Here is a 21,664-nt window from a genome sequence, read left to right as displayed (position 1 = left end):
ATGGCAATACACTGGCAGACTTTGGCACGCAATCCCGACCTGCCCAGCGCCTATCTGAAAGCAGCGCTCAACCGCAAGATCACTGGCGAGCGTCTGCCTGAGCTGGGCCTGCGTTGCAGTCTGTCGGCAGACCCGCGACACCTGGCGGCCTACCGCGAACTGTGCGGGTTCGGCGAAGGCGGCATGCTGCCGGCCACTTACCCGCATGTGCTGGCGTTTGCCTTGCAGATGCGCTTGATGACCGATAAAAGCTTTCCGTTTCCCCTGCTGGGCCTGGTGCACCTACGCAACCGCATTCAGGTGTTGCGGCCCTTGGGCGGGGTGGCCGGTGTACGGGTCAGCGTGCATGCGCAGAACCTGCAGCCCCATGAAAAAGGCGTGACGTTCGATCTGGTGACCCAAGTCGATGACCCCTTGGGGCCGCTGTGGCAGGAACACAGCACCTTTCTGTGTCGCCATGCCAGAATCGAAGGCCTGCAAGAGCCCGTGCACGCTCCTGCCCAGCATCAGGACCAGGCTCTGATGGAGGTGCATCGCTGGTATGCGGCGGCGGACACCGGACGCCGTTACGCACGCGTCTCCGGCGATTACAACCCGATCCATCTGAGCGCCCTGAGCGCGCGTCTGTTCGGCTTTCCCACTGCCATTGCCCATGGCATGTGGAGCCTGGCGCAAAGTGTGGCAGCCCTGCGCGAACGCCTGCCGTTGAGCAATTACCAACTGGCGGTGGAATTCCACAAACCGGTACGCCTGCCCAGCGAGTTGATCTTGCGCGCCAGCGCTGCAGGGCTCGGCGGGCAGTTGGCATTGCGTGGGCGCGACGAGCTGTTGCACATGAGCGGCACCTGGGGACCTCTGGCTCTGTAGCTATTGCGTTCGGCAAAGTTCGGCTTGAAGCTATGCGCCTTCAGGAGCTTTGCAATGAACCTAGACGCACTTACCCAACGCCTCCACCAGATACGCGAAAACAACGATTGGCGGCGCTTTCACAGCCCGAAGAACCTCGCCATGGCGGCCAGCGTGGAAATGTCCGAGCTGCTGGAAATCTTCCAGTGGCTGACCGAAGACCAGTCACGACAATTATCGGCCGAGCAGCTCGAACATGCCGGCCAAGAAGTCGGTGACGTGGTGCTGTACCTGTTGCTGCTGTGCAGCGAACTGGGCCTGGACATGGACCAGGTGGTACGCGCCAAACTCGCTGACAGCGAGCGGCGGTTCGCTCGATGAACGATCGCCATTTCGATCAACTGGCGACCCGCTTTGCCGAAAAGATCTATGGCGGCGCCAAGGGCGCGATCCGCCTTGCCGTGCTCCAGGCCGACCTGCGCGAAGCCCTGCCTCAGCGCTCCCTGAGCGTGCTGGACATTGGCGGCGGCCTGGGTCACATGGCCTTGTGGCTGGCCGAGCAAGGTCACCATGTCACCTTCAGCGAACCGGCCGAACCGATGCTCGAGGGCGCGCGCGAGCGCTTCGCGGCAGCGGGCCAGAGCGCCACGTTCATCCAGGCGTCCTGGCAGCAGCTGCCCGCGCTCGGATTGCCCGCATTCGACCTGGTGATCTGCCACGCCGTGCTGGAATGGCTGGCCGATCCCCATGCCATTCTGCCCGTCCTGCATTCGCTGACTGCCGCCAACGGCTGGCTGTCATTGGCGTTCTACAACCGCGATGCGCTGGTTTACCGCAATCTGCTCAAGGGTCACTTTCGCAAACTGAACAGCAATGAACTGGCAGGCGAAAAGCAGAGCCTTACGCCTCAGCAGCCATTGGACCCGCGAGAACTGGCCGCGCAACTTGACGGCGCCTGGCGTGTCGAATCCAGAAGCGGTGTGCGCGTGTTCCACGACTATATGCCCATCGATTTCCAGAAGCGCGCCGACCTGGAACAACTGGTGGCGATGGAGCTTGCCCATCGGCGACACCCGGCGTTTGCCGGCCTGGGTCGCTACCTGCACTGGATCTGCCGCCCCGCTTGACCGGTATTTCGGAGACTGCCATGCGTCGCCTGTCCCTATCCGCTGTTTGCCTGACCCTGGCGGCCTGCCAGAGCCCCAATCCCTATGTCGCCAGCTCCAGGCCCCTGCCACCTGCCCCCGCGCAGGCGGCGCAGACATTCGATGCCAGTGCCTACCCTGCGCCCCCGCGCGACTATGCCCGGTATCGCAATTGGGCCTGGGCCAACGGGCAGCTACCGGCCGGGACCAGTTGGGCGGACTCTGCGCAGATCGCCGAAGCGGTCAGCAATGCCCTCGACCAGCGCGGCTTGCGCCCCCAGCGCAGTGGCGACAACGCCGACTTGCGAGTCGGCACCAGCCTGCGCATGGAAACCCGCCTGCAACAGACCCGCGACGATGTCGGCTACGGGGCCGGCTACGGGGCCGGCTACGGACGTGGTTATGGCGGCTATGATCGCTACGACCGTTATGGCGCCTATGGCAGCTATCCGGTGGTACGCACTTACCAGATCCAGGTGATGGTGGTGCGCATCGATCTGTTCGACGGCAAGAGCGGCCAGCCCGTCTGGAGCGCGAGTGCTGAAACCAGCAGCCAAGGCAGCCTGAGCGATCGTAACGAGGCGTTACGCAACGCTGTGCAAAAGGCGCTCACGGCTTATCCTCCGTCCTGACCCACAGGAGATTTCACCATGTTGCGTCGTCTTGCCGTTCTACCGCTGGCCCTGCTGCTGAGCGCCTGCCAAACCCCTCGAGTCAATCATGATTTCGATGCCAGCCGCGACTTCGCGGCCTATCGCAGCTGGGCCTGGAAAGAGCCGGCGGTGCAATATCGGCCGGACGATCCGCGGGTTCGCAGCGACCTCACCGAGCAGCGCATTCGCCAGGCCGTGAGCAGTCAGCTCGACCAGCGCGGACTGCGCCCAGCGGCTGCCGGTGGCCGTGCCGACGTCACGCTGCAAGCCTACTTGATCGTCGACAATCGTCAGCAGCAGGTCACGACCAATTATGGCGGTGGTTGGGGCGGTGGCTACTGGGGTCCGTATTGGGCCTCGCCCGCCATGAATGAAACACGCAGCGTCGATTACAAGGTGGCGACCCTGCAGCTGGACATGCTCGATGCGCGGGACGGCAAACTGGTGTGGCGTGGCAGCACCGAACAACTGGTCAACGACAATGCCGTTTCGCCGAGCGAGCGCAGCACCGTCATCCAGAAGGCGGTGAACGACATCCTGTCCACCTACCCGCCTCGCTGAGCCTGCCGCCAGCAGCAAAAAAAGTGTCGCAGCAACCCCATCGTCAGCGTCAAGCGTCTAATCTGAAACAGAAGGTCTGTTTCAGAAGTGAGCCACTGCCGTATTCAAGTGGGTGCTGCCATGCCAAGTCTCGTTCTTCTCCTGTGGTTTACCCTGTGCGCCGAGCAGGACATCCGGCACCGGCGCATAGCCGACAAACTGACCGTCGGCGCAGGGGTGCTGGCGCTGGTGTGCCTGTTCGCTACCGGGCATACCTGGATCGGCTCGAGCATGGTCGAGGCGGCCGCAGCGCTGGTATTGAGCATGGCGTTGACCTTGCCTGGCTATCTCAATGGCCGCCTGAGCTGTGGCGAGGTCAAGCTGCTCTGGGCACTGGCGCTGGCTTCGGACAGCAGTCACCTGGTCGGCACGCTGATCGGCGGTATCGTGGCCCTGGTGCTGTGGGTCTTCGTGTCACCGATGATCTGGTACCGCTTGAGCATTCGCTATAGGCGCAAGGTGGATTACCTGAACCCCGAGTCGGCAGCCGTGCTGCCGCTCACCCCGTTTCTGCTGGCAGGGTTCGTGCAGACATTGTTCTGGTTGAGCTGATCTGCCGGGTTGGCATCCGACAGGCTCAGTCCACCACGGTCAGCTCGGCCCTGGCAGTCTGCCCCGCCTCGTCCAGCACCGTGACCTGATAACGTCCCGTGCGCTCGAACACCGCGTTCAGGCCAGTGCCCTGCGCACTGCTTTGCTGGGGCATGCCATTGATGAACCACCAACGCTGCCCCTGCCCGCCGAGCGTGTCGAGGTGTATCCGCAGCGGGCCGGCATCGGCGGCCGGATGGCGCAGCCGATCACCGCTGCGCACGCCGACGATCGACAAGGGTGCCATGGCCGGCAACGGTGGCGCGGGGCATTGTGGATCCGAGTCCGGCACCCGCATCCGGCGATGTTCGGCCTTGGCCAGCCAGGGTTCGAGTGCGGCCGGCCACAGGGCGATGGAGCGTGCCTGGGCGCCGGGGCAGGAGGCACTGGTGCGCAGCCCTGCAGGCGAGAGCCAGACCTGTTCCTGCAGCCCGGTACCCAGCGGTTGGTCCAGCGCCTGCAAAGTGGGCGGGATGGTCTTGTCCAGTGTCCAGGCAAAGCGCTGGCGCCGACAGTTGGGGTCGCGGCGATCCAGTGCTTGACCCAGCGGCCAGCATATCGCAGCCACGCCGACGCTGGACGGTACGCGCTGGACAGGCGTCGAGATGGCCCGCTGCGCATCGCGGTTGCTCAGGACGTCGTGTACCTGCAGCATCAACGGCGCGGCCGAAGCCAGGCCGAACTGGCCGGGTACCGGGGTGCCATCCGGGCGACCGATCCATATTCCGATCAGATAACGCGGCCCGATGCCGATCGACCAGGCGTCACGAAAACCGTAACTGGTACCGGTCTTCCAGGCCAGCGCCGGACGCTGGACGAGTTCGGCGTGCAGGTCTTGATCCGGGCGTGCCTGGCCGCTGAGGATGCGCCGCACGATCCACGCCGCGCCCGCCGACATCATCGGCCGCTCGCGCAGTACATCCTGCGGTTGCCAGCGCAGTGAGGCACTGTTGCCGCTGCGGGCGAAAGCACTGTAGGCGGCGACCAGATCGTCGAGCCGACTGCCCATCCCGCCCAGGATCATCGCCAGGTTGGGCTCGGCGGCCACGGGCCAGCTCAGGTGCAGGCCGCCGTTGCGCAACTGCGCGGCAAAGCGCTTGGGACCCAGCGCCTCGAGCACCTGCACCGCTGGCAGATTGAGCGACAGGGCCAGCGCCGAACTGGCCGCGACCGGACCGCTGAACCCTGCGGAAAAATTGCCGGGGCGGTAATCACCGTAGCGGCGCGGGACATCCTGCAACAGAGACTCGGAATGAATCAGGCCGGCATCCATGGCCATGCCGTAAAGAAACGGCTTGAGCGTGGAGCCTGGCGACCTGACAGCACTGACCATGTCGACGTGACCGAAGCGCCGGTCATCGGCCAGGTCCACCGAGCCCAGGTAGGCGCGCACGGCCATGGTCTGCGCGTCCACCACCAGGATGGCCGCCGAGGTTCGCTCGGGCAGCCGCGCTCGCCAGCCCAGCAGCAGGTCTTCCAGGCGCCGTTGCAGGCTGGCGTCGATCAAGGTGTGGATGAGCGGTGGACTGTCATTGCGGTTCAGGCGCCTGGCCAGCAATGGCGCCAACGCCGGCTCCTGGCGCGGGGCCAGCAACAAAGGCTCCTGTTGCGCGTCGCGCACCTGGGCTGCGGGCCATACTTCACGCTCGGCCATGCGTTGCAGCACTTTGTTGCGAGCGGCTTGCGCCTGTTGCGGATGGCGGTCGGGACGCAGGCGGCTGGGCGCTTGGGGCAACACCGCCAGCAAGGCGGCTTCGCTGCGGGTGAGCTGCGCAGGCGACTTGCCCAGATACGCCCAACTAGCCGCCGCCACACCTTGCAAGGTGCCGCCGAATGGCGCGCGGTTCAGGTACAGCGTGAGGATCTGCGTCTTGCTCAGGTGCCACTCCAGCTGCGCGGTTCGCCATAACTGATGCAGTTTGCCGGAGAAGGTCCGTGAATGCGGATCGAGCAAGCGCGCCACCTGCATCGACAACGTACTGCCGCCCGACAACACCCGACCGCCGCTCAGGTTGAGCCAGGCAGCACGAGCCAGTGCCAGCGGGTTGACCCCTGGATGCTGGTAGAACCAGCGGTCCTCGTAGGTCAGCAAAGCTTCGAGATAATAGGGCGAAACCTGGTCCACGCTGACCGGATATCGCCATACCCCTTCGGCATCGGCGAAACGCCACAGCGGTGTGCCGTCCTCGGCAAGCACCACGCGCGCCAGATCATCCCGGGGCAACGGTAGTGGCCAGAGTCGATCGGCCAGCCACAGAAGAACGACCGGCACACAAATCGCCAACAGCGCACGGCGCATGAATCTGCCTCGACGCGTTTTCGGAAAAACTGCAAAGCTGCGGATCAAGTGCGCCAACCTTGCTGGCGCTGTCGGGAACTTGGTTCGCTGGCGCATGGCCAAAGGGGGCACAATGGCATGAATGCCACTAACCGAATCAGGACGCAACTATGCATGTAGAAGGCTTTTTCGAGTGGCTGGGGCAGGCCCTGGGCGCAATCATTCGCTGGGTGGTAGACAGCCTGAGCTGGCTGTTCAGCCTGCTCGGCAACGCGGGCGGAAATTTCGTCGACGGCCTGTCGAGGACCCTGGGCATGGACACCAATGTCGTTACCATCGCCGCGTTGATCGTCGGCTTGCTGTTCCTGTACTCCGCCGTCCGGGCTTTCATGCGTGCATCGATCATCATGGGTGTCATCTGGGCCGTACTGGGCCTTTGGTTGCTGAGCTGGATCATTCAGTGAGCCATGGGTCGAATGGCAAGGGCAGCCGTTCGCTGCCCCTGCCCGGCCTCACCTCGGGCGTACCGTCAGGTCCGCTGGCGTAGCACCGACAGCCTGCCAGTTGGGCCGGTACATCGATTCCACCTGCGGTGGCGGTACCTTGTAGATACCCGGCGTTACCGCACGCGCCAGATACAGCAAGTGGGTGCTGCCATAACCATCGAGCTTGAGTGCGGCCACGTAGCGGTCATCGCGAAACTCCTGATGCTGCAGATTGGCGTTTTGCATCGACTCACGCCACTGCCGGACGCTGCTGCTGGCGTTATCCAGGCTGGCGGCGCTTTGCGCCAGGTTCTGGTTTTCGATTTCCAGGCCAGCAGGCAGCAGGTCGACGACCAGGGCATCGGGCACGCGCTGCTTGGCGCCCACCACCAGATGCACCAGCACCAGCTCGCCACTCTTGAGGGTATCGAGCTTGAGCGGCTCGCCGTCCAGGCCCAGGTATTGGCGACGGATCGACAGGTTGTCTTCGTGCGGCGCCGGCGGCCGTACCGGATAGCCCGACAGCGTCACCTGCTGATACAGCGGCTGTTGTGCCTGGCTGGTAACGGTGAGCGACTCGGACAGCGCGCCGTCCGCCAGTTTCAGCGCCGGCTGGGCGTCACTCAACAGGTGACTTACGTCGGCGCTTTGTACCTGGGCAGTCCAGGCCTGCTCGGGCAAGGCCAGCGCATTGCGACCGGCCAGATACAAGGCATTGCGCTCCTGGGTCGATAGCCAACTGCTACTGGCGAGCATATCCGAGAGGGTGAACAGGCGCTCGTCGAGTGTGGCTTTGCTCAGATCGTTCTCCTGCAGCAAGGCCAGGATCAACGCCTGGTCACGTAGCGGGCTGCCATAGTCGCCGAGCCAGTCGCTGTCGTTGCGTGCTGCCGCCAGACCGGCTTGCAGTACCTGATCGGCACGGGGCTGATCACCCATTTTCTGCAGGGCGATCGCCAATTGCACCAGTGGCAGGCCCGAGCGCGCATCGCTGCGCCGTTCGAACAGGCTGCGCAGTGCGCCCAGCGGTGCCTGTTGGCTACGCGCCAGCACCAGGCCGGCATAGGCCTGGACCGCAAAGCGGGTGTGGTCGAGATTGTCGCTGTAGTCAGCCTCGATCAAATCGCGCTCCTGCAGATAGCGCAACAGTCGCTCGCTGGCTTTCTTCACGGGCTCGGGCGGTACGGCGTAGCCCTGATCACGGGCACGCAGAAGGAAATCGGTCACGTAGGCAGTCAGCCAATACTCTTCCTCGCCATCCGCACCCCACAGGCCGAAGCTGCCGTTGTAGCGCTGCATGCCCAGCAGCCGCTCGATACCGATGTCCATCTTGCGCGTGCGCTCGGCGTCGGTGTCGCTTTCCACACCCAGCTTTTTCAGGCTGGCGGCATCGGAATACAGCGACGGATAGAGGCCACTGACGGTCTGCTCGAGGCAGCCGTAGGGGTACGCCTTGAGCGCCTTGATCTGCTCGCCGATGTTCAGCGGCGGTCGGTTCGACAGGCTGAGCAGGGCCTCGCGCCCGGCGGGCTCGAGCGGCGACAGGGCACCGGCGGGAAGCGTCCAGGGCTGATCCTTGAGCACGCTGCGCAGATGCCTGACCAGCGCCGGATAGGCGGGGCGCACGCCCAGGGTCCAATCCCGGGTAATGGCTGGCAAGGTTTCGCCGGGCAGGTTCAGCCCGTCGATCCGTACCTTGATGTGCCCTTGGCCCAACCCGCCCGTAGCCTGTACCTGCGCGTGCAGGGTCTGGCGTTGCCCCTTGGCCAGTTGCAGCGGTTGCCGGGGGGCGTCCAGCAGGGTCAACGGGCCGTCTGCGTTCACCTGCACGGTCAGGGTTTGCGCTCGTTCGGTGAGGTTGGTGATGTCGAGCGCAATGCGGGCCTGGTCGCCACCGGCCAGGAAGCGCGGCGCGGACAGTTCTGCAACCAGCGGCGCGGCGACCACCGTGCGCGCCTCGGCCATGCCGAAGCGATCATCGGTCCAGGCCTGGGCCATCACGCGCAGTTCGCCGTTGAAGTCCGGGATATCGAGGGTCATCTGCCCCTCGCCTTGCTCGTTCAACGTCACCGGAGCGCTTTGCAACGCAACGATGGTGACGCTGGTCTGCGGGCGCTTGCCGCCCTTGGCCAAATCGGCCGCGTCGCCACCGAACGCCAGGCTGGCCAGCCGGCCCTGCCCCGCTTCGATCAACTGCCCATAGATATCCAGTTGGTCGACGCCATAGCCCTTGCGGCCGAACAGCGCAGCGAAAGGATCGGGGGTGGCGTACTGGGTGATATTGAGGATACCTACGTCCACCGCCGCCAATAGCACATGGGCCTGACGTGGGATGCTGCCGTCGCTGTTGCGGGCCGTCACCTTGACCGTGAGGGGCTGCTGCGGGCGCATGCTCGCAGGCGCGTCGAGGGTCAGCGCCAGCTTGCGTGGGGCGCGATCGAGCGGCAGGTGCAGCAGGCCGACCGCACGCTTGGGGGTGACGTTGGCCTTGCGTTCGCCGGGGCGGACCACCAGCGCGCTGATGTAGAGGTCATGGCGGGCCCATTTCGGATCGACCTTGATGTCGAAGGCCTTGCCCTCGGCGGGTACGTCGATGTCCTGCCACCACAAGGGGCCCTCGGCGGACTCCACCAGCAGATAGCCGGTACCGGCTGCAGGCGGCGTCACTGTCACCCTGGCCGTATCGCCATCTGCGTAGTGGGGTTTGTCCAGGGCGAGCTTGACCTGATCGGGGCGTACCGCGCCGCCTTCGGTGTTGTCCTGCCAGCTGTAGCCGGCCCAGAAACGCAGGCTGCTGACCAGCCCGGTTTGCGGATCTTCGACCTCGACCCGGTACGGCCCCCACTCAACGGGAAAGCTGACCTTGGCGGTGCCACCCTCGGCAACTGCAACGGTTTCCTCGCTCAGGTTCAGGTATTTTTCGTTGTAGTTGTAGCTCCAGCCGTCGCTTTCGGAGTAGTTCCAGTAGTAATCGCGACGCTCGCGCACCAGGCGTACCTTGAGGGCATCGGCAGCCAGCTTGCGACCCTGAACGTCGGCGACGAGCAATTCGAACTCGGCCGGTCCATCGCCGTCCACGTTCTCGCCTTCGAACGTTCCTCGCACACCGGGCAGGCGGTCCGCAGGCCATACCGGTTGCACCAGGCGACGGGTGATGGGCCGGCCACCGGATTCCTGCAGGCTGGCTTGCAGCACGACCTGCAGCGGGGACCTGGTTTCGCTCCAGCGGCTGTCGATGGCCAGAGTCGCCCTGCCTTGCGCGTCGAGGGTGGTCTCGTCCAGCTCCAGGTCCTGACTGAGCTCGCCTTCGGTCAGCGAGCCGAACTGGAACCCGGGCAGCGTCGACACAGCCTCGCGCAGCGGACGCACGTAAACCTGGCCGCTCAGACGATTGCCCGCAGCCGGCGCGCCGTACAGATAGCGGCCGGTCACCTCGACAGCCAGCGCATCGGCGGGCGCGATGGGCGTGTCCGCGCCCTTGAGGTCCAGCGCCATGCGCTCGGGGAGAAAATCTTCCACCTGGAATTCGTGAACCTGAGGCTTGCCGTCGCCCAGGTCGAGCAGCAGTTGCCAGCGCCCGGTCGGCGCTTCGCCAGCCAGTGGCAACTGGTACTGATACAGGCCGGAGGCGTCTGGCTGCCAGACGAATTTGCGACTGAGCTGGTCGTCCGGGCGGCGCACCTCGACGCTTACCGGTTGCGGTTTGACCGGGTGCCCGTCGTTGTCGCGCAACAGGGCATTGAGCAGCACGGTTTCACCGGGACGGTAGAGGTCTCGCGGACCGAAGACGAAAAACTGCAACGGGTGTGCCTTGGCTCCGGCGATGTCGAACTCGGCCAGATCCAGTGCCGCAGTGTTCAGGCGCAGCAGGCTGGTCTGGTCGCCCTGATGCGCCAGCAATACTTCGGCTTTCACCGGCGAGGCGAGTTCGGCATGGCCGGAGGCGTCGGTCTTGCCTTCGCCGATGACCCGGCCCTGGGCGTCGAGCAGCTGCAGGCTGACGTCGCCCAAGGCCTTGCCGCCCTCCAAGGCCTGGGTGAATACATCCATGCGGTCGGCATAGCGATGCACGGACAGGCCGATATCGCTGAGGGTGAACAGCGTCGCCGGCTGCGCATAGTCGTAGCTGCCGGAGGCACGCATCACCGCCAGATAGACGCCTGGTTGCTGCAATGGCTTGATGCCGCCGAGGGGCAACAGCAGGGTCTCGCGGGTATTGGGTGCGGGATCGAGATCGAAGCGACCGCCGTAGACCAGTTCGGCCATGGGCAACAGCTCGCGCGATTCGTAGCTTTGCAGGCTGCTGTTGCGGCCCCAGCGGCTGAGAAAGGCCGGCAGTTGCTCGGGTCGTACGCGGAAGAACTCGACGTCGACCTTGTCGACATTCAGGGCAATGACCGGCAAGCCTTCGGCCAGCCGGGTGGGCAACAGCGAGCCGCGGCTGGCGAAGCCCACGGTGGGTTGCAGGTCTCGGGTTTCAAGACGAACGGTGTGTGGCGCAGCCAGGGTGTTCTGGTTCACGGAGAGCAGCCCGGCATCGACCGTGAGCACCAGCTTGCGCTTGGGCTCCAGGTGGCGAAAGCGCAACTCCATGAGGTTGTCGAACAGTTCCCAGGCGCCGTCCAGCTTGCCGCGGGTGCTGTCGACCAAGTGAACCTTGTCGGCGAAGTTCTGCTTGGGATCCAGCGGTGCGGTGAAGGTCACTGAAAGGGTGCTGGCACCGTCCAGCTGGACTTCGGAGGCGTCGGCTACGGCGAGTTCACGGCCCTTGTAGCGTTGCGCCAGGGCCGGCAGATCGACGCTCGCCACAGGCTTGGGCACCGCATTCACGGCAGCAGGTGGCGGGGGCTCGGCAGGTTTCTGCGATGTCGATGAATCGCACCCGCCAAGCAGGGCCAGGGCGCAGGCCAGAAACAGTCCTTTGTTCAATTCGAGGTACCCAAGGCAGTGAAAAGCAAGGCTGGGAATATATATCAATATTGATGGTTTCGTGGCCGGGGTTACCGGCTGAGACAAGTGTAGTGAAGTGTGTAGGGTATACCGCGCGGATTCCTTCGCGGCCACGGACCGCTCCCACGGTGGGGTGGGCTACAATCCCGGCCCCGACTTCGGAGCTTACATGGCCATCCTACTGACCGATTGGCGCCATCGCCCTACTCACAAGAGGGTCTGGGCCCTGGCTGCGCCGATGATCCTGTCCAACCTGTCGGTGCCCCTGGTGACGCTGGTGGACAGCGCGGTGATCGGCCATCTGCCCCATGCCCACCAGTTGGGCGCAGTGGCCGTGGGGGGCAGCCTGTTCACCTTTATGGTGTCGCTGATGAGTTTTCTGCGCATGGGCACCACGGGGTTCGCCGCACAGGCTGCCGGACGCCATGATGGTCGTGCACTGCGCCAGATTCTGGTGCAGGGTCTGGCCCTCGGCCTGCTGTTCTCCTTGCTGCTATGCGTGCTGGCGCTGCCCTTCAGCCATCTGGCCCTGAGCTTCATGGCGCCGTCTGCGGCACTGGAACAAGCCACCCACGATTTCTTCCAGACACGTCTGCTGGGGCTGCCTGCCGCCCTCGCCAGCTACGCCTTGATCGGCTGGTTCCTTGGTACCCAGAATGCCCGCGCGCCGTTGCAACTGCTGCTGACCACCAACCTGGTCAACATCGCCCTTAACCTGTGGTTCGTGCTCGGCCTGGACTGGGGCGTGATCGGCTCGGCGCGCGCCTCGGTGATAGCCGAATGGGTCGGCGCCCTGCTCGGCCTGGCACTTACCCGGCCCTCCCTGCGAGCGTATCCGGGAGCCATGGCTTGGGCGGCGCTGAGGTCATGGCGCAACTGGCGCCCGCTGCTGGGGGTCAACCGCGATATTTTCCTGCGCAGTCTGGCGCTGTCCGGGGTCTTTCTGCTGATCACCATCCAGGGCGCCCGCTTCGGCGATGCCACTGTGGCCGCCAATGCGCTGTTGCTCAATGGCCTGTTGATAACCGCCTATGCGCTGGACGGCCTGGCCCATGCGGTCGAAGCCCTGTGCGGCCACGCCATCGGCGCGCGCGATCGGCAGACGCTGCGCCGCTCGATGGTGGTGTCCCTGGGGTGGTCGCTGATTGCCAGCGGCGGGTTTGCCGTACTGTTTCTGCTGGGCGGGCATGTGTTCATCAACCTGCAGACCGATATTGCCAGTGTCCGCGAGGCGGCCTACCCGTTCCTGCCATACCTGGCGGTGCTGCCGCTGATTGCGGTAGGCAGCTACCTGCTGGACGGCCTGTTCATCGGCGCCACCCGCGCCCGGGAGATGCGCAATGCCATGCTGGTCAGCGTAGCGGTGATGTTGCCGATCGGCTGGTTGAGCTCTGGATGGGGAAATCACGGCCTGTGGATAAGCTTTCTGCTGTTCATGGCGCTGCGGGCGGCGACGCTTGGGTGGGTGGCGTGGCGGTTGCAGCGTAGGGATGAATGGATATCGTAGCGGATAGGGATAAACGACGTTCCACACTCCGTTCACAGCTTCTATACCTCGAACAGCACCCATACATCCCTATGGCAAGAACTTCAATACGACAAACTGACAATCAATCAACTAAACGTTATTGGTTAATGCCGGCACTTTCTTATGACAGGAAGAGTCAACATCCAATCTGTATAGAATACAGCAAAACTTCGCGGGATCATTACTAGAAGTAACAAGGCCTTCTCTGCACTATCACGACTCCGCCGCCAGCCAAATGTAACCATTAGTTAAAATTACGCTAACAAGCGATACATATTCATATCCTGCCTATAGACTACGCCGCCTTCCACTTCACTATCGATTGGAAATCCGTAAATAAGGAATAGGGATGCCTACACTTCGCAGTTTGTTTGCCGCCACGCTCATCGTATTGACCACTGGCTGCGCGAGCGGACTCAACTCCGCCCAGCAATCCGAACTTGCCATGCTCCGCGCCAAAAACCTCGCCGTGGAAGTCAAACAACCCGTCCTCGGTGCCGGCCTTGGGCTATTGCCTGGCGGTGGGTCGTTTTATGGCCGCGCCTATGGCTGGGGCGTCGTCAACCTGCTTCTGTGGCCAGCGTCCATTCTATGGGACCCGGTCAGCGGCTACGACGCTGCCGAAACTTTGAACTATCACGCTAGCAGAGAGCATGTCGCCAGTTTGAGAAAACATGACATGAACGAGCTTGACTCCAAACTCACCACCAATGAGATTGATCTGAAAGCCTACACACTAGAAAAGCGCAAGATCGAAGATAAATACCAGTGAGCCTTTGACCTCACAGAAAAAGCCTGCCATAGAGCGGGCTTTTTCCATATGGACTTTTGATAATAGCAGAATGCTTGGATACTGCTTGCAAGGCTCTTGCAACTGTAAAATTCCGCCCTCACCCTGAAACGCGCCAGGCTCTGGCTCAATGACCTCTGCACGCCGCGCTTTCAGTATCTACCATAATAAAATCTGACAATAACGCCTGCGACGAACCGGCAAGATTCATCTATTCGCGCAAACGGACATCCGCTGTTTCAGGCTTGGCCTTGACGAACCGCTCGACGTCCTCCAGCACGGGTGCCAGCCAGCGCAGTGGCCAGGCAAAGGAGGCGATCAGGGTGCGGTGGTTCAGGCGCCGGTAATAGCGCTCCTGCACGGGGACGCCGGCGGCGCGCAGTCGGCGGGCCAGGCCCTCACTATTGCGCACGGGGTCGACGGTGCTGTCGTGCGTGGCGGCGATCAACAGTGCCGGGGGCGAGCCTGCCAGAGACTGGTTGATGGGTTGCGATTGGGGCGGTGAATCGGGGAAGAAGAATACCGGCTTGGCTTCGGGATTCTCGATCGGCAAGAAATCATAGGGGCCGGCCAGGCCGATCCAGCCGCGCAGCGCATTGGCGGGGACCCCGGCTTTACGCAGCCACTGCGGATCGAGGGCAAGCATGGCCGCGTTATAGCCGCCGGAGCTGTGGCCCATCACGAACAGACGGCGAACGTCGCCACCGTACCGAGCAATGTTTCGATAGGTCCAGGCAACGGCATCGGCGCCGTCTTCGAGAAAGCTGGGATAGCGCACCTGTGGATAGAGGCGGTAGTCGGCGACCACCACCAGCAACCCACGGGCGGCCAACGCCTGGGCGACAAAACGATAGTCGCCTCGCTCGCCGCTGTTCCAGGTACCCCCATAGAAAAAAACCACCACCGGAGTTTCCGGCAGTGGTCGAGTGGGGCGGTACACGTCCAGCTTCTGCCGCGGGTCGGCGCCGTAGGCTACGCCCTGCGTGAGCTGGTAGCCGCCGGACGCCGTCACGGCATCCAGAGTGCGCAGCCCGGAACAAGCGCTTAGCAGCCCCAGCAGGGCGGCGAGCGTGAGGAGCCGGGCAACCAGACCCACTCGTTACGACGACAGGTACGAAGAACGCGTCAAGCCCAGGCGCAAGGCGTCCAGGTACTGGGTGCGTTCGCGCGCGGTGATCTTGGCGCTGGCAACCTTGTCGCGGTAATGCGTCATCAACTCTTCGGGAGACAGATGCACGTAGCGCAGCATGTCTTCGATGGTGTCGTGGGTTTCGATGCCGGCGCTGTAGACGCTGCCGTCCTGGCGCTGATAGATGTTCACCGAGTCGGTGTCACCGAACAGGTTGTGCATGTCACCGAGGATCTCCTGGTACGCGCCGACCAGGAAGATACCCAGCAGGTAATCCTCGCCCTGGTTGACGGCGTGCACCGGCAGGCTGGTTTCGATGCTCTGTTCATCGACGTACTGCTTGATCTTGCCGTCGGAATCGCAGGTCAGGTCCTGCAGTACGGCGCGGCGCAGCGGCTCTTCGTCGAGACGGTGCAGCGGCAGGATCGGCAGGACCTGGCCGATGGCCCAGGTATCGGGCAGGCTCTGGAACACCGAGAAGTTGCAGATGTACTTGTCGGCGAGCTTGTCGTTGAGTTCGTCCAGCACCTGGCGATGCGAGCGCTGACGGGCCTTGAGCGAGTTGTGCAGGCGGCGGCACACGGCGAAGTAGCACTGTTCGGCCAGGGCCTTCTGCGCCAGGGTAACCTTGCCGTCGGCGTACTGCGCCGCGATGTCGCTGATGTAGTGGGTCGCGCGCCAGTAGTTTTCAGTGACCATCTCGATGTCGGTCGGACCCAGCAGATCGACCAGCCACTGCAGGGTTTCGGGCAGGCTTTGCTTGTCGACGATCTCGGGCACTTCGTCGTTGTGACGCTCGACGTCGGTGACCTGCACCACCAGCATGGCGTGGTGCGCAGTCAGCGAGCGGCCACTCTCCGAGAAGATGTGCGGATGCGGCATGCCCTGGGCATCGCAGAACTCCTTGAGCATCCCCACCACGACACCGGCGTAGTCGTCCATGTCGTAGTTGATCGAGCTGGCATTGCGCGAGTGAGTGCCGTCGTAGTCGACACCCAGGCCGCCGCCCACATCGATGTGATCGACCGGCAGGCCCAGCGAACGCAGCTCGCCGTAATAGCGAATGGCTTCTTTGAAGCCGTGCTGGTAGTCCGCCAGGTTGGCGATCTGCGAGCCCATGTGGAAGTGCAGCAGGCGGATGCCTTGGTCCACGCCCGCTTCGCGGAAGCGCTCGACGACCGACAGCAATTGGGCGGCAGACAGGCCGAACTTGGATTTCTCACCGCCGGTGTCGGCCCACTTGCTCGAAGCCAGGGACGACAGGCGCACGCGCAGACCGATCTGCGGCTTGACCTTGAGCTCGGCGGCCTCTTCGATCACCAGCGCCACTTCGGACTCTTTCTCGATGACGATGAAGACGTTGTGACCCAGCTTCTGGCCGATCAGGGCCAGGCGGATGAATTCGCGGTCCTTGTAGCCGTTGCAGACGATGGTCCCGCCCTTGGGCGCCAGGGCCAGCACGGCCAGCAGCTCCGGCTTGGAGCCGGCTTCCAGGCCGATCGACACGCCTTCGGTGGCGATGATGTTTTCCACCACCGCTTCCTGCTGGTTCACCTTGATCGGATACAGCGCGGTGTAGCGACTCTGGTAGTCCAGGCGAGCGATGTTGGCATCGAAGGCACCGGTCAACTGGCGTACGCGGTCTTGCAGGATATCGGGGAAGCGCACCAGCAGCGGCAGCGACAGGCCGCTCTTGCGCAGTTGGTCGACCTGCTCGTAAAGATCGATCGGCGAGCTGTCCGGACCGTTCGGACGAACCTCGACACGGCCGGCCTCGTTGATGGCGAAATAACCAGCGCCCCAGTGGCGAATGCCATAAACGCTGCGGCTGTCGGCCACGGTCCATTGGCTGCCATCGTCTTTACGTGTGCGTCGTACGGACATCGAGGTCCCCTATGAAAAAAGTCGGTTGTCGCGGGCCGTCGGGCCCTGCGCAGTGTAGAGGGTAAAGATGACGATTGCTGCGCCTGCTGGGGTAGACCCCGGCGAGTACTTCAAGTTTACAGGGTGTGCGGCTCAACCACCGGACTTGCGGGCCTTGAAGCCCTGCTTGACCAGCTCGGCGAGCAGCAGCTCGACATGGTCGCCCTGGATTTCGATGACGCCGTCTTTCAACGCACCGCCTGTGCCGCAACGGCGCTTGAGGGTGGTCGCCAGCTCCTTGAGCTCATCGGCCGGGAGTGGGACACCGGTGATGGTGGTCACGGTCTTGCCGCCGCGACCTTTGCTTTCGCGCCGCACACGGGCGATGCCGTCGCCCTCGGCCACGGCCGTTTGCTTGCAGGTGCAGGCGTCGATGGGCTGACGGCAGTCCGGACAATGCCGACCGCTGTCGGTGGAGAACACCAGGCCGCCGAGGGCGGCGAAGGATGCGGCTTTCTTGGCCACCGGCATGCCTCATGTGAAGTGGATCAGGCCGAGCAGTTTAGCGGGAAACCGGGTGCATGCTAAGTGCCTGGTGGAGGCAATTGCCGAGGATCGAATGATTTCATGAAGTGCGAGGCTGTACAGGGAATACCGCGATGCCCGTTTCGCGGCCGATGACCGCTCCTACAGGGCGCAGGGGATGCACGTAGGAGCGGTCAGTGGCCGCGAAAAGCACAGCGTGGTGTATCAGGCGAGCCGCGTCGTGTGATTCACGGCCGATGGCCGCTCCTACATGATGCTGCACGGAGTCAGGCATTGTCCCGGCAGGTCAGGAATCGCAGCAATGCAGCCAGGGAATCGGGGCAATAGGGCTCGGTGGTGCTCTCATCCAGAGCCTGCTGGACCGGGACGAACCGGGCCTCCAGCACTTCCTCGGGCTGCAGCTCCAGCGGGCCATCCCAGACCGCGGAGAACACCGCACACCAGACTCGGTTGCCTGGCTGGTCGAACAGAAAATGCTCGTGTGCAGTCAGTTGGACGCCACGCACACCCAGTTCTTCCTCGAGTTCGCGCGCGGCTGATTCGATGTAGGTCTCGTTGCCCTGCACCATGCCACCGGCGGCCACGTCCCAGTAGCCAGGGTAGATCGCCTTGCTCAAGGTGCGCCGGTGCACGCACAGCTCGCCCTGGCTGTTGAACAGGAGGATGTAGGTGCCGCGGCCGATCAGCCCACGTTCGCGCAGCTCTGACCTGGGCAAGGTCCCCAGCAGCTGATCGGACTCGTCGACCCAGGCGATCGACTCGGCATCGGACGCTGCACGATGTTCGACCTCCTGGGTCGAGATCGGCATGTCTTCAGCCCTGCGACAGCAGTTGGCGCAGGTCGATGACGGCGGCGTTGGCCCGCGAGATGTAGTTGGCCATCACCAGCGAGTGGTTCGCCCACATGCCGAAACCGCTGCCATTGAGAATCATCGGGCTCCATACCGGTGCCTGGGACGCTTCCAGTTCACGGATGATCTGGCGCACGCTGACGGTTGCATTCTTCTTCGCCAATACATCGGCGAAGTCGACTTCGATAGCGCGCAGCAGATGCGACAGCGCCCAGGCCTGACCGCGTGCCTCGTAGAACACGTTGTCGATCTGCATCCACGGTGTCTCGACGATTTCCTCGTCGACCTGCGGCGCCTGGCCTGCAATCACGCTTTCGGTCTTGAGCGTGGTGTTCAGCTTGACGCGACCGACACTGGCAGACAAACGCTGAGACAACGAGCCCAGACGCGTACCGACGTCGCCCAGCCAGTTGTTCAGGTTGTCGGCACGGGTGTAGAACAATGCGTTGGTCTGGCTGGGATCGGACAGCCGATTCTGGTAGCGGGTAAGCAGGTTGATGCCTTCCTGGAACTCGGACTCGCTGGAAGGCAGCACCCAGCTCTTGTTGTCGAAGTTGAAGCGCGGCTCGGCGCGGGCCAGATCGGCGTCTTCGGCGGACTGCGACTGCGAACGAGCGAAGTCCTTGCGCAGCGCACGGCTCAGATCGCGGACCTGGACCAGTACACCGTATTCCCAGCTGGGCATGTTGTCCATCCACAAGCCAGGCGGAAAGCGGTCGTTGGAAATGTAGCCACCCGGCTTGTTCAGCAGTGTCGATGCCACTGTCTTGAGGGTTTCCACCGTGGTGTAGCCGACCACCATCTGACGGCCGTCACGTTGTGCGGCCGACTGGGCATTCTGCTGCACCGGGAACAGTTCGGGCTCTTCGCTCCAGTACCAGCCCAGCAACAGGGTCACCACCAGATAGACAGCCAGCGCACCCAGCACGGCCTTGCTCAGCAGCAGGCTCTTGACATGGCTGCGTGGGCCGCCACTGCTGTCGGCACGCTCGCGTGCTCCGCCGTTGCCCGCACGATTCTTCCAGTCCAGCATGACTTATGTCCTTTCTATCGCGGAATTCATGGGTTCTGACCTCGCCACCCGGCTAACGTGCCTCCCATGGGCAAAGTTTTCCAGGCAAGGCAGTATCGCCACTATAAAGGATGCATCGGCATGTCGCAGTCGCGGTAAAGACATCCGGATGTGTCTGAGCGTCGAATTCAATGGCCGACCTAAAATACAGGCCATATGCCATCTTTTTCAGGTTGAAGTCACGCGTCTGTAACAGACCGCCCCTACCTTCACGCACTGACCATTTCGCTGTTGGTAGTGCCCCCCATGCGCCTGAAACTGCTTACCAATCTGAACACCCTGCTGCTGGTCGCCGTGTGCACCGCCCTGGCGGCGACGCTGTGGTGGTCGCAACGGGCGCTGGAAAAACCCTATCTGTTGATGGAGCGCTACCTGCAACTGTCCCGGCAGTTTCAGGACGACGTCGTGCGCAACGTCCAGGATTACCTGAACAGCGGCGATGCGCTGCGCCATGCCGAAGCGACCCAGGGCTTGATCCGGCTGCGTGAGGGGCTCGCCACCTTGCCCAGTGAACTGAGCGGCCCACTGCACGGCGATGCCGATGCGCTGAGGATCTTCACTGCCGAGCAGTTGCTCGCTGCCGGCAAGCTGGCGGGCGATCCACAGGCGCTGCTGGTGCAGGCCGAGCGCGAGCTGGGCGGTACGTTGGAACAACTGGCTCGGTATGCCGCGAGCAACGGGCCCTATCAGGCGGCACTGCTGCCTGCCAGCCAGCACCTGGCAAAACTGTCCCTGGCACGCGAGAAGATGATCAGCAGCGGGCGCAGCGAACTGGCTGCAGACGTCGAGCGCGAACTGGCCGGCATCAGGGCCCAGGCCGATACGCTGCAAAGCCTGCCGCTGCTGGGCGTGGCCAGCTCCACCGCGTCGGGGGCCGATGACTTTGCGGCGCTGATGGGTTTGCAGAACGAAAACACCGGCGAGGCTCAGGATGATGGCGTGGACCTCAAGCGTGAGCTGGCCAGCTTGCTGACGCGCTATCCAGCCGAACTGGGCCGTACCCGTGAGCTGATCCAGCGGCGTACCGAACTGGCCGATGCCGCCCAGCAACGCATCGGCGCAGTCCAGCATGGCCTGGGCGAACTGGAACCGGCCGTGCGTGGGGAGCACGCCAGAATCCAGGGTGAAGTGCGTTTGCTGCAAGGGGCCATGATCGGCCTTATCCTGTTGATCGCCTTGCTGATCGACCGCATGCAGCGCCGCCTGGCCGGTGCGCTGACACGCCTGGATCCGGCCTTGTCGACCTGGGCCGAGGGGGATTTCGCCAAGCCCGTCGCTCTGGGCCGTACCAACCATGAATTACAGGCCATCGAAGCGTCTCTGAACCGCTTGCGCCTGTATCTGGTCGCGTTGGTCGGCACCATTCGCCAGAACGCCGAGCAAGTGGCCGGCAGCAGTCACCAACTGGCCGAACTCAGCGGTGGCCTGCACCAGGGGGCACTGCGTCAGGCCGGCGATACCGCACAGATTCGCGATGCGCTGGGCGAGCTGGAGGCAACCATCGGCCAGGTAGCGGACGATGCCAGCCAGGCAGCTGCGGCCAGTCGATCGGCGGGCGAAGCGGTGGAGCATGGCCAGCATGTCATCGGGCAGAGCCTCAAAGGGCTGCATGCGCTGGTGGGTGAAGTGCAGGGCAACGCGCAGATGATCGAGCAGCTTGCCGAGGAGTCGGCCACCATCGGTGGCGTGCTGACCGTTATCCGCTCGATCGCCGACCAGACCAACTTGCTGGCCCTCAATGCCGCAATCGAAGCGGCGCGTGCCGGAGAAATGGGCCGCGGCTTCGCGGTGGTTGCCGAAGAGGTCCGTTCGCTGGCATCGCGCACGACCGGGGCGACTCATCAGATCCAGAGCTTGATTGGCAACCTGCAGACGGCGGCGCGCGAGTCCGTGCACGGCATGCGCGCCCAGGTCGTTCATGCCCAGGCGACGGCCAGCCAGGCCCAGGCAGCGGACGGGGCGCTGGCGCAGATCGTCGCGGCCATCCAGACCATCTCTGCCACCGCCGTGCGCATCGCTGATTCAACCGCGCAGCAGAGCGGTGCCGTGGGCGAGATTCGCGAGCACGGCGAGCGCATTCATGGCTTGGGTGAAGACAACCTGCTGCGCATCGGCCAAGGGCGCGCGCAGGGCGAGCATCTGTTGCGTCTGGGTGGCGAATTGCGCACGGCGGTGCAGGCGTTCAGGGTCTAGGGCTTGTAGCGGACTGGGCGACCCTATCCGGGCGACCCTGTCCAGGGGACCTTATCCGGGCGACCCTATCTGGGCGACTCTATCTGGGCGACCCTATCTGGGCGACCCATCCTGTTACATGAAATCGGGCCCTGGCGATTCGGC

Annotated in this window: 17 protein-coding genes; 10 read left to right on the top strand and 7 right to left on the bottom strand. The window is 63.7% G+C overall.

All coding sequences use genetic code 11. The annotated features are described in order from the left end of the window. The 6 genes from ONG87_RS02630 (at position 1) to ONG87_RS02605 (ending at position 3,796) form a co-directional block, all read left to right on the top strand. Positions 1-867: a MaoC/PaaZ C-terminal domain-containing protein gene (locus ONG87_RS02630; RefSeq protein ID WP_264382159.1), complete on the top strand. Its 867-nt coding sequence runs from the start codon at positions 1-3 to the stop codon at positions 865-867. A gap of 54 nt (positions 868-921) precedes the next feature. Then, complete coding sequence (locus ONG87_RS02625) at positions 922-1,227, top strand: MazG-like family protein (protein ID WP_122480292.1); 306 nt, start codon at positions 922-924, stop codon at positions 1,225-1,227. Continuing rightward, positions 1,224-1,973 carry a methyltransferase gene (locus tag ONG87_RS02620; RefSeq protein WP_264382158.1) on the top strand — a complete coding sequence of 250 codons (750 nt, stop codon included), beginning with the start codon at positions 1,224-1,226 and terminating at the stop codon, positions 1,971-1,973. Before ONG87_RS02625 ends, ONG87_RS02620 begins: the two co-directional genes overlap by 4 nt. A 20-nt stretch (positions 1,974-1,993) precedes the next feature. Continuing rightward, positions 1,994-2,623 carry a DUF4136 domain-containing protein gene (locus ONG87_RS02615; RefSeq protein WP_264382157.1) on the top strand — a complete coding sequence of 210 codons (630 nt, stop codon included), beginning with the start codon at positions 1,994-1,996 and terminating at the stop codon, positions 2,621-2,623. Positions 2,624-2,641: 18 nt separating this feature from the next. Further along, on the top strand, positions 2,642-3,205 hold the full coding sequence (locus tag ONG87_RS02610) for a DUF4136 domain-containing protein (RefSeq protein WP_122480295.1): 564 nt from the start codon (positions 2,642-2,644) through the stop codon (positions 3,203-3,205). A gap of 120 nt (positions 3,206-3,325) precedes the next feature. Then, complete coding sequence (locus tag ONG87_RS02605) at positions 3,326-3,796, top strand: prepilin peptidase (protein ID WP_122480296.1); 471 nt, start codon at positions 3,326-3,328, stop codon at positions 3,794-3,796. A 25-nt stretch (positions 3,797-3,821) separates the two neighbouring features. On the opposite strand, the gene pbpC is transcribed toward ONG87_RS02605, so the two are convergent. Further along, complete coding sequence (gene pbpC, locus ONG87_RS02600; protein WP_264382156.1) at positions 3,822-6,134, bottom strand: peptidoglycan glycosyltransferase PbpC; 2,313 nt, start codon at positions 6,132-6,134, stop codon at positions 3,822-3,824. A 149-nt stretch (positions 6,135-6,283) separates the two neighbouring features. Here pbpC and ONG87_RS02595 point away from each other — a divergent pair, with 149 nt between their 5' ends. After that, positions 6,284-6,577: a hypothetical protein gene (locus ONG87_RS02595; protein WP_122480298.1), complete on the top strand. Its 294-nt coding sequence runs from the start codon at positions 6,284-6,286 to the stop codon at positions 6,575-6,577. Positions 6,578-6,625: 48 nt separating this feature from the next. On the opposite strand, the gene ONG87_RS02590 is transcribed toward ONG87_RS02595, so the two are convergent. Beyond that, the gene (locus ONG87_RS02590; RefSeq protein ID WP_264382155.1) at positions 6,626-11,527 is read right to left on the bottom strand and encodes an alpha-2-macroglobulin; all 4,902 of its coding nucleotides are present in this window, start codon (positions 11,525-11,527) and stop codon (positions 6,626-6,628) included. Between the two features lie 190 nt (positions 11,528-11,717). Here ONG87_RS02590 and ONG87_RS02585 point away from each other — a divergent pair, with 190 nt between their 5' ends. Together ONG87_RS02585 and ONG87_RS02580 are read left to right on the top strand one after the other, a co-directional pair. Next, positions 11,718-13,055: an MATE family efflux transporter gene (locus ONG87_RS02585; RefSeq protein ID WP_264382154.1), complete on the top strand. Its 1,338-nt coding sequence runs from the start codon at positions 11,718-11,720 to the stop codon at positions 13,053-13,055. A gap of 370 nt (positions 13,056-13,425) precedes the next feature. Continuing rightward, positions 13,426-13,848, top strand: coding sequence for a hypothetical protein (locus ONG87_RS02580; RefSeq protein WP_192055692.1), 423 nt, complete (start codon positions 13,426-13,428; stop codon positions 13,846-13,848). A gap of 229 nt (positions 13,849-14,077) precedes the next feature. Here ONG87_RS02580 and ONG87_RS02575 read toward each other — a convergent pair whose 3' ends face one another. The 5 genes from ONG87_RS02575 to ONG87_RS02555 all read right to left on the bottom strand — a co-directional run bounded on the left by ONG87_RS02575 (position 14,078) and on the right by ONG87_RS02555 (position 19,288). Continuing rightward, entirely contained in the window at positions 14,078-14,956 is an 879-nt protein-coding gene (locus ONG87_RS02575; protein WP_264382818.1) for an alpha/beta hydrolase, read from the bottom strand. Between the two features lie 9 nt (positions 14,957-14,965). Next, positions 14,966-16,879, bottom strand: a complete 1,914-nt coding sequence (speA, locus tag ONG87_RS02570; RefSeq protein ID WP_122480302.1) for an arginine decarboxylase — start codon at positions 16,877-16,879, stop codon at positions 14,966-14,968. Between the two features lie 132 nt (positions 16,880-17,011). Continuing rightward, positions 17,012-17,383 (bottom strand): translation initiation factor Sui1, encoded by a 372-nt coding sequence (locus tag ONG87_RS02565; protein WP_192059127.1) that lies wholly within the window; start codon positions 17,381-17,383, stop codon positions 17,012-17,014. 287 nt (positions 17,384-17,670) lie between these two features. Beyond that, the gene (locus tag ONG87_RS02560) at positions 17,671-18,213 is read right to left on the bottom strand and encodes an NUDIX hydrolase (RefSeq protein ID WP_122480303.1); all 543 of its coding nucleotides are present in this window, start codon (positions 18,211-18,213) and stop codon (positions 17,671-17,673) included. Between the two features lie 4 nt (positions 18,214-18,217). Beyond that, entirely contained in the window at positions 18,218-19,288 is a 1,071-nt protein-coding gene (locus tag ONG87_RS02555) for a DUF2333 family protein (protein ID WP_122480304.1), read from the bottom strand. Positions 19,289-19,573: 285 nt separating this feature from the next. Here ONG87_RS02555 and ONG87_RS02550 point away from each other — a divergent pair, with 285 nt between their 5' ends. Next, positions 19,574-21,520 (top strand): methyl-accepting chemotaxis protein, encoded by a 1,947-nt coding sequence (locus tag ONG87_RS02550; RefSeq protein ID WP_264382153.1) that lies wholly within the window; start codon positions 19,574-19,576, stop codon positions 21,518-21,520. The last annotated feature ends 144 nt before the right edge of the window (positions 21,521-21,664 follow it).

It is taken from the genome of Pseudomonas sp. MM227, from assembly GCF_947090715.1.
Taxonomy (GTDB): domain Bacteria; phylum Pseudomonadota; class Gammaproteobacteria; order Pseudomonadales; family Pseudomonadaceae; genus Aquipseudomonas; species Aquipseudomonas baltica.
This window is presented reverse-complemented; position numbering and strand designations above follow the sequence as displayed.

What these genes read in the sequence shown, in the direction of transcription:
- ONG87_RS02615 (WP_264382157.1), top strand. Translation starts at nt 1,994, where the DNA reads ATGCGTCGCCTGTCCCTATCCGCTGTTTGCCTGACCCTGGCGGCCTGC.
- ONG87_RS02550 (WP_264382153.1), top strand. Translation starts at nt 19,574, where the DNA reads ATGCGCCTGAAACTGCTTACCAATCTGAACACCCTGCTGCTGGTCGCC.
- ONG87_RS02580 (WP_192055692.1), top strand. Translation starts at nt 13,426, where the DNA reads ATGCCTACACTTCGCAGTTTGTTTGCCGCCACGCTCATCGTATTGACC.
- speA (WP_122480302.1), bottom strand. Translation starts at nt 16,879, where the DNA reads ATGTCCGTACGACGCACACGTAAAGACGATGGCAGCCAATGGACCGTG.
- ONG87_RS02555 (WP_122480304.1), bottom strand. Translation starts at nt 19,288, where the DNA reads ATGCTGGACTGGAAGAATCGTGCGGGCAACGGCGGAGCACGCGAGCGT.
- ONG87_RS02610 (WP_122480295.1), top strand. Translation starts at nt 2,642, where the DNA reads ATGTTGCGTCGTCTTGCCGTTCTACCGCTGGCCCTGCTGCTGAGCGCC.
- ONG87_RS02605 (WP_122480296.1), top strand. Translation starts at nt 3,326, where the DNA reads ATGCCAAGTCTCGTTCTTCTCCTGTGGTTTACCCTGTGCGCCGAGCAG.
- ONG87_RS02620 (WP_264382158.1), top strand. Translation starts at nt 1,224, where the DNA reads ATGAACGATCGCCATTTCGATCAACTGGCGACCCGCTTTGCCGAAAAG.
- ONG87_RS02585 (WP_264382154.1), top strand. Translation starts at nt 11,718, where the DNA reads ATGGCCATCCTACTGACCGATTGGCGCCATCGCCCTACTCACAAGAGG.
- pbpC (WP_264382156.1), bottom strand. Translation starts at nt 6,134, where the DNA reads ATGCGCCGTGCGCTGTTGGCGATTTGTGTGCCGGTCGTTCTTCTGTGG.
- ONG87_RS02560 (WP_122480303.1), bottom strand. Translation starts at nt 18,213, where the DNA reads ATGCCGATCTCGACCCAGGAGGTCGAACATCGTGCAGCGTCCGATGCC.
- ONG87_RS02625 (WP_122480292.1), top strand. Translation starts at nt 922, where the DNA reads ATGAACCTAGACGCACTTACCCAACGCCTCCACCAGATACGCGAAAAC.
- ONG87_RS02595 (WP_122480298.1), top strand. Translation starts at nt 6,284, where the DNA reads ATGCATGTAGAAGGCTTTTTCGAGTGGCTGGGGCAGGCCCTGGGCGCA.
- ONG87_RS02630 (WP_264382159.1), top strand. Translation starts at nt 1, where the DNA reads ATGGCAATACACTGGCAGACTTTGGCACGCAATCCCGACCTGCCCAGC.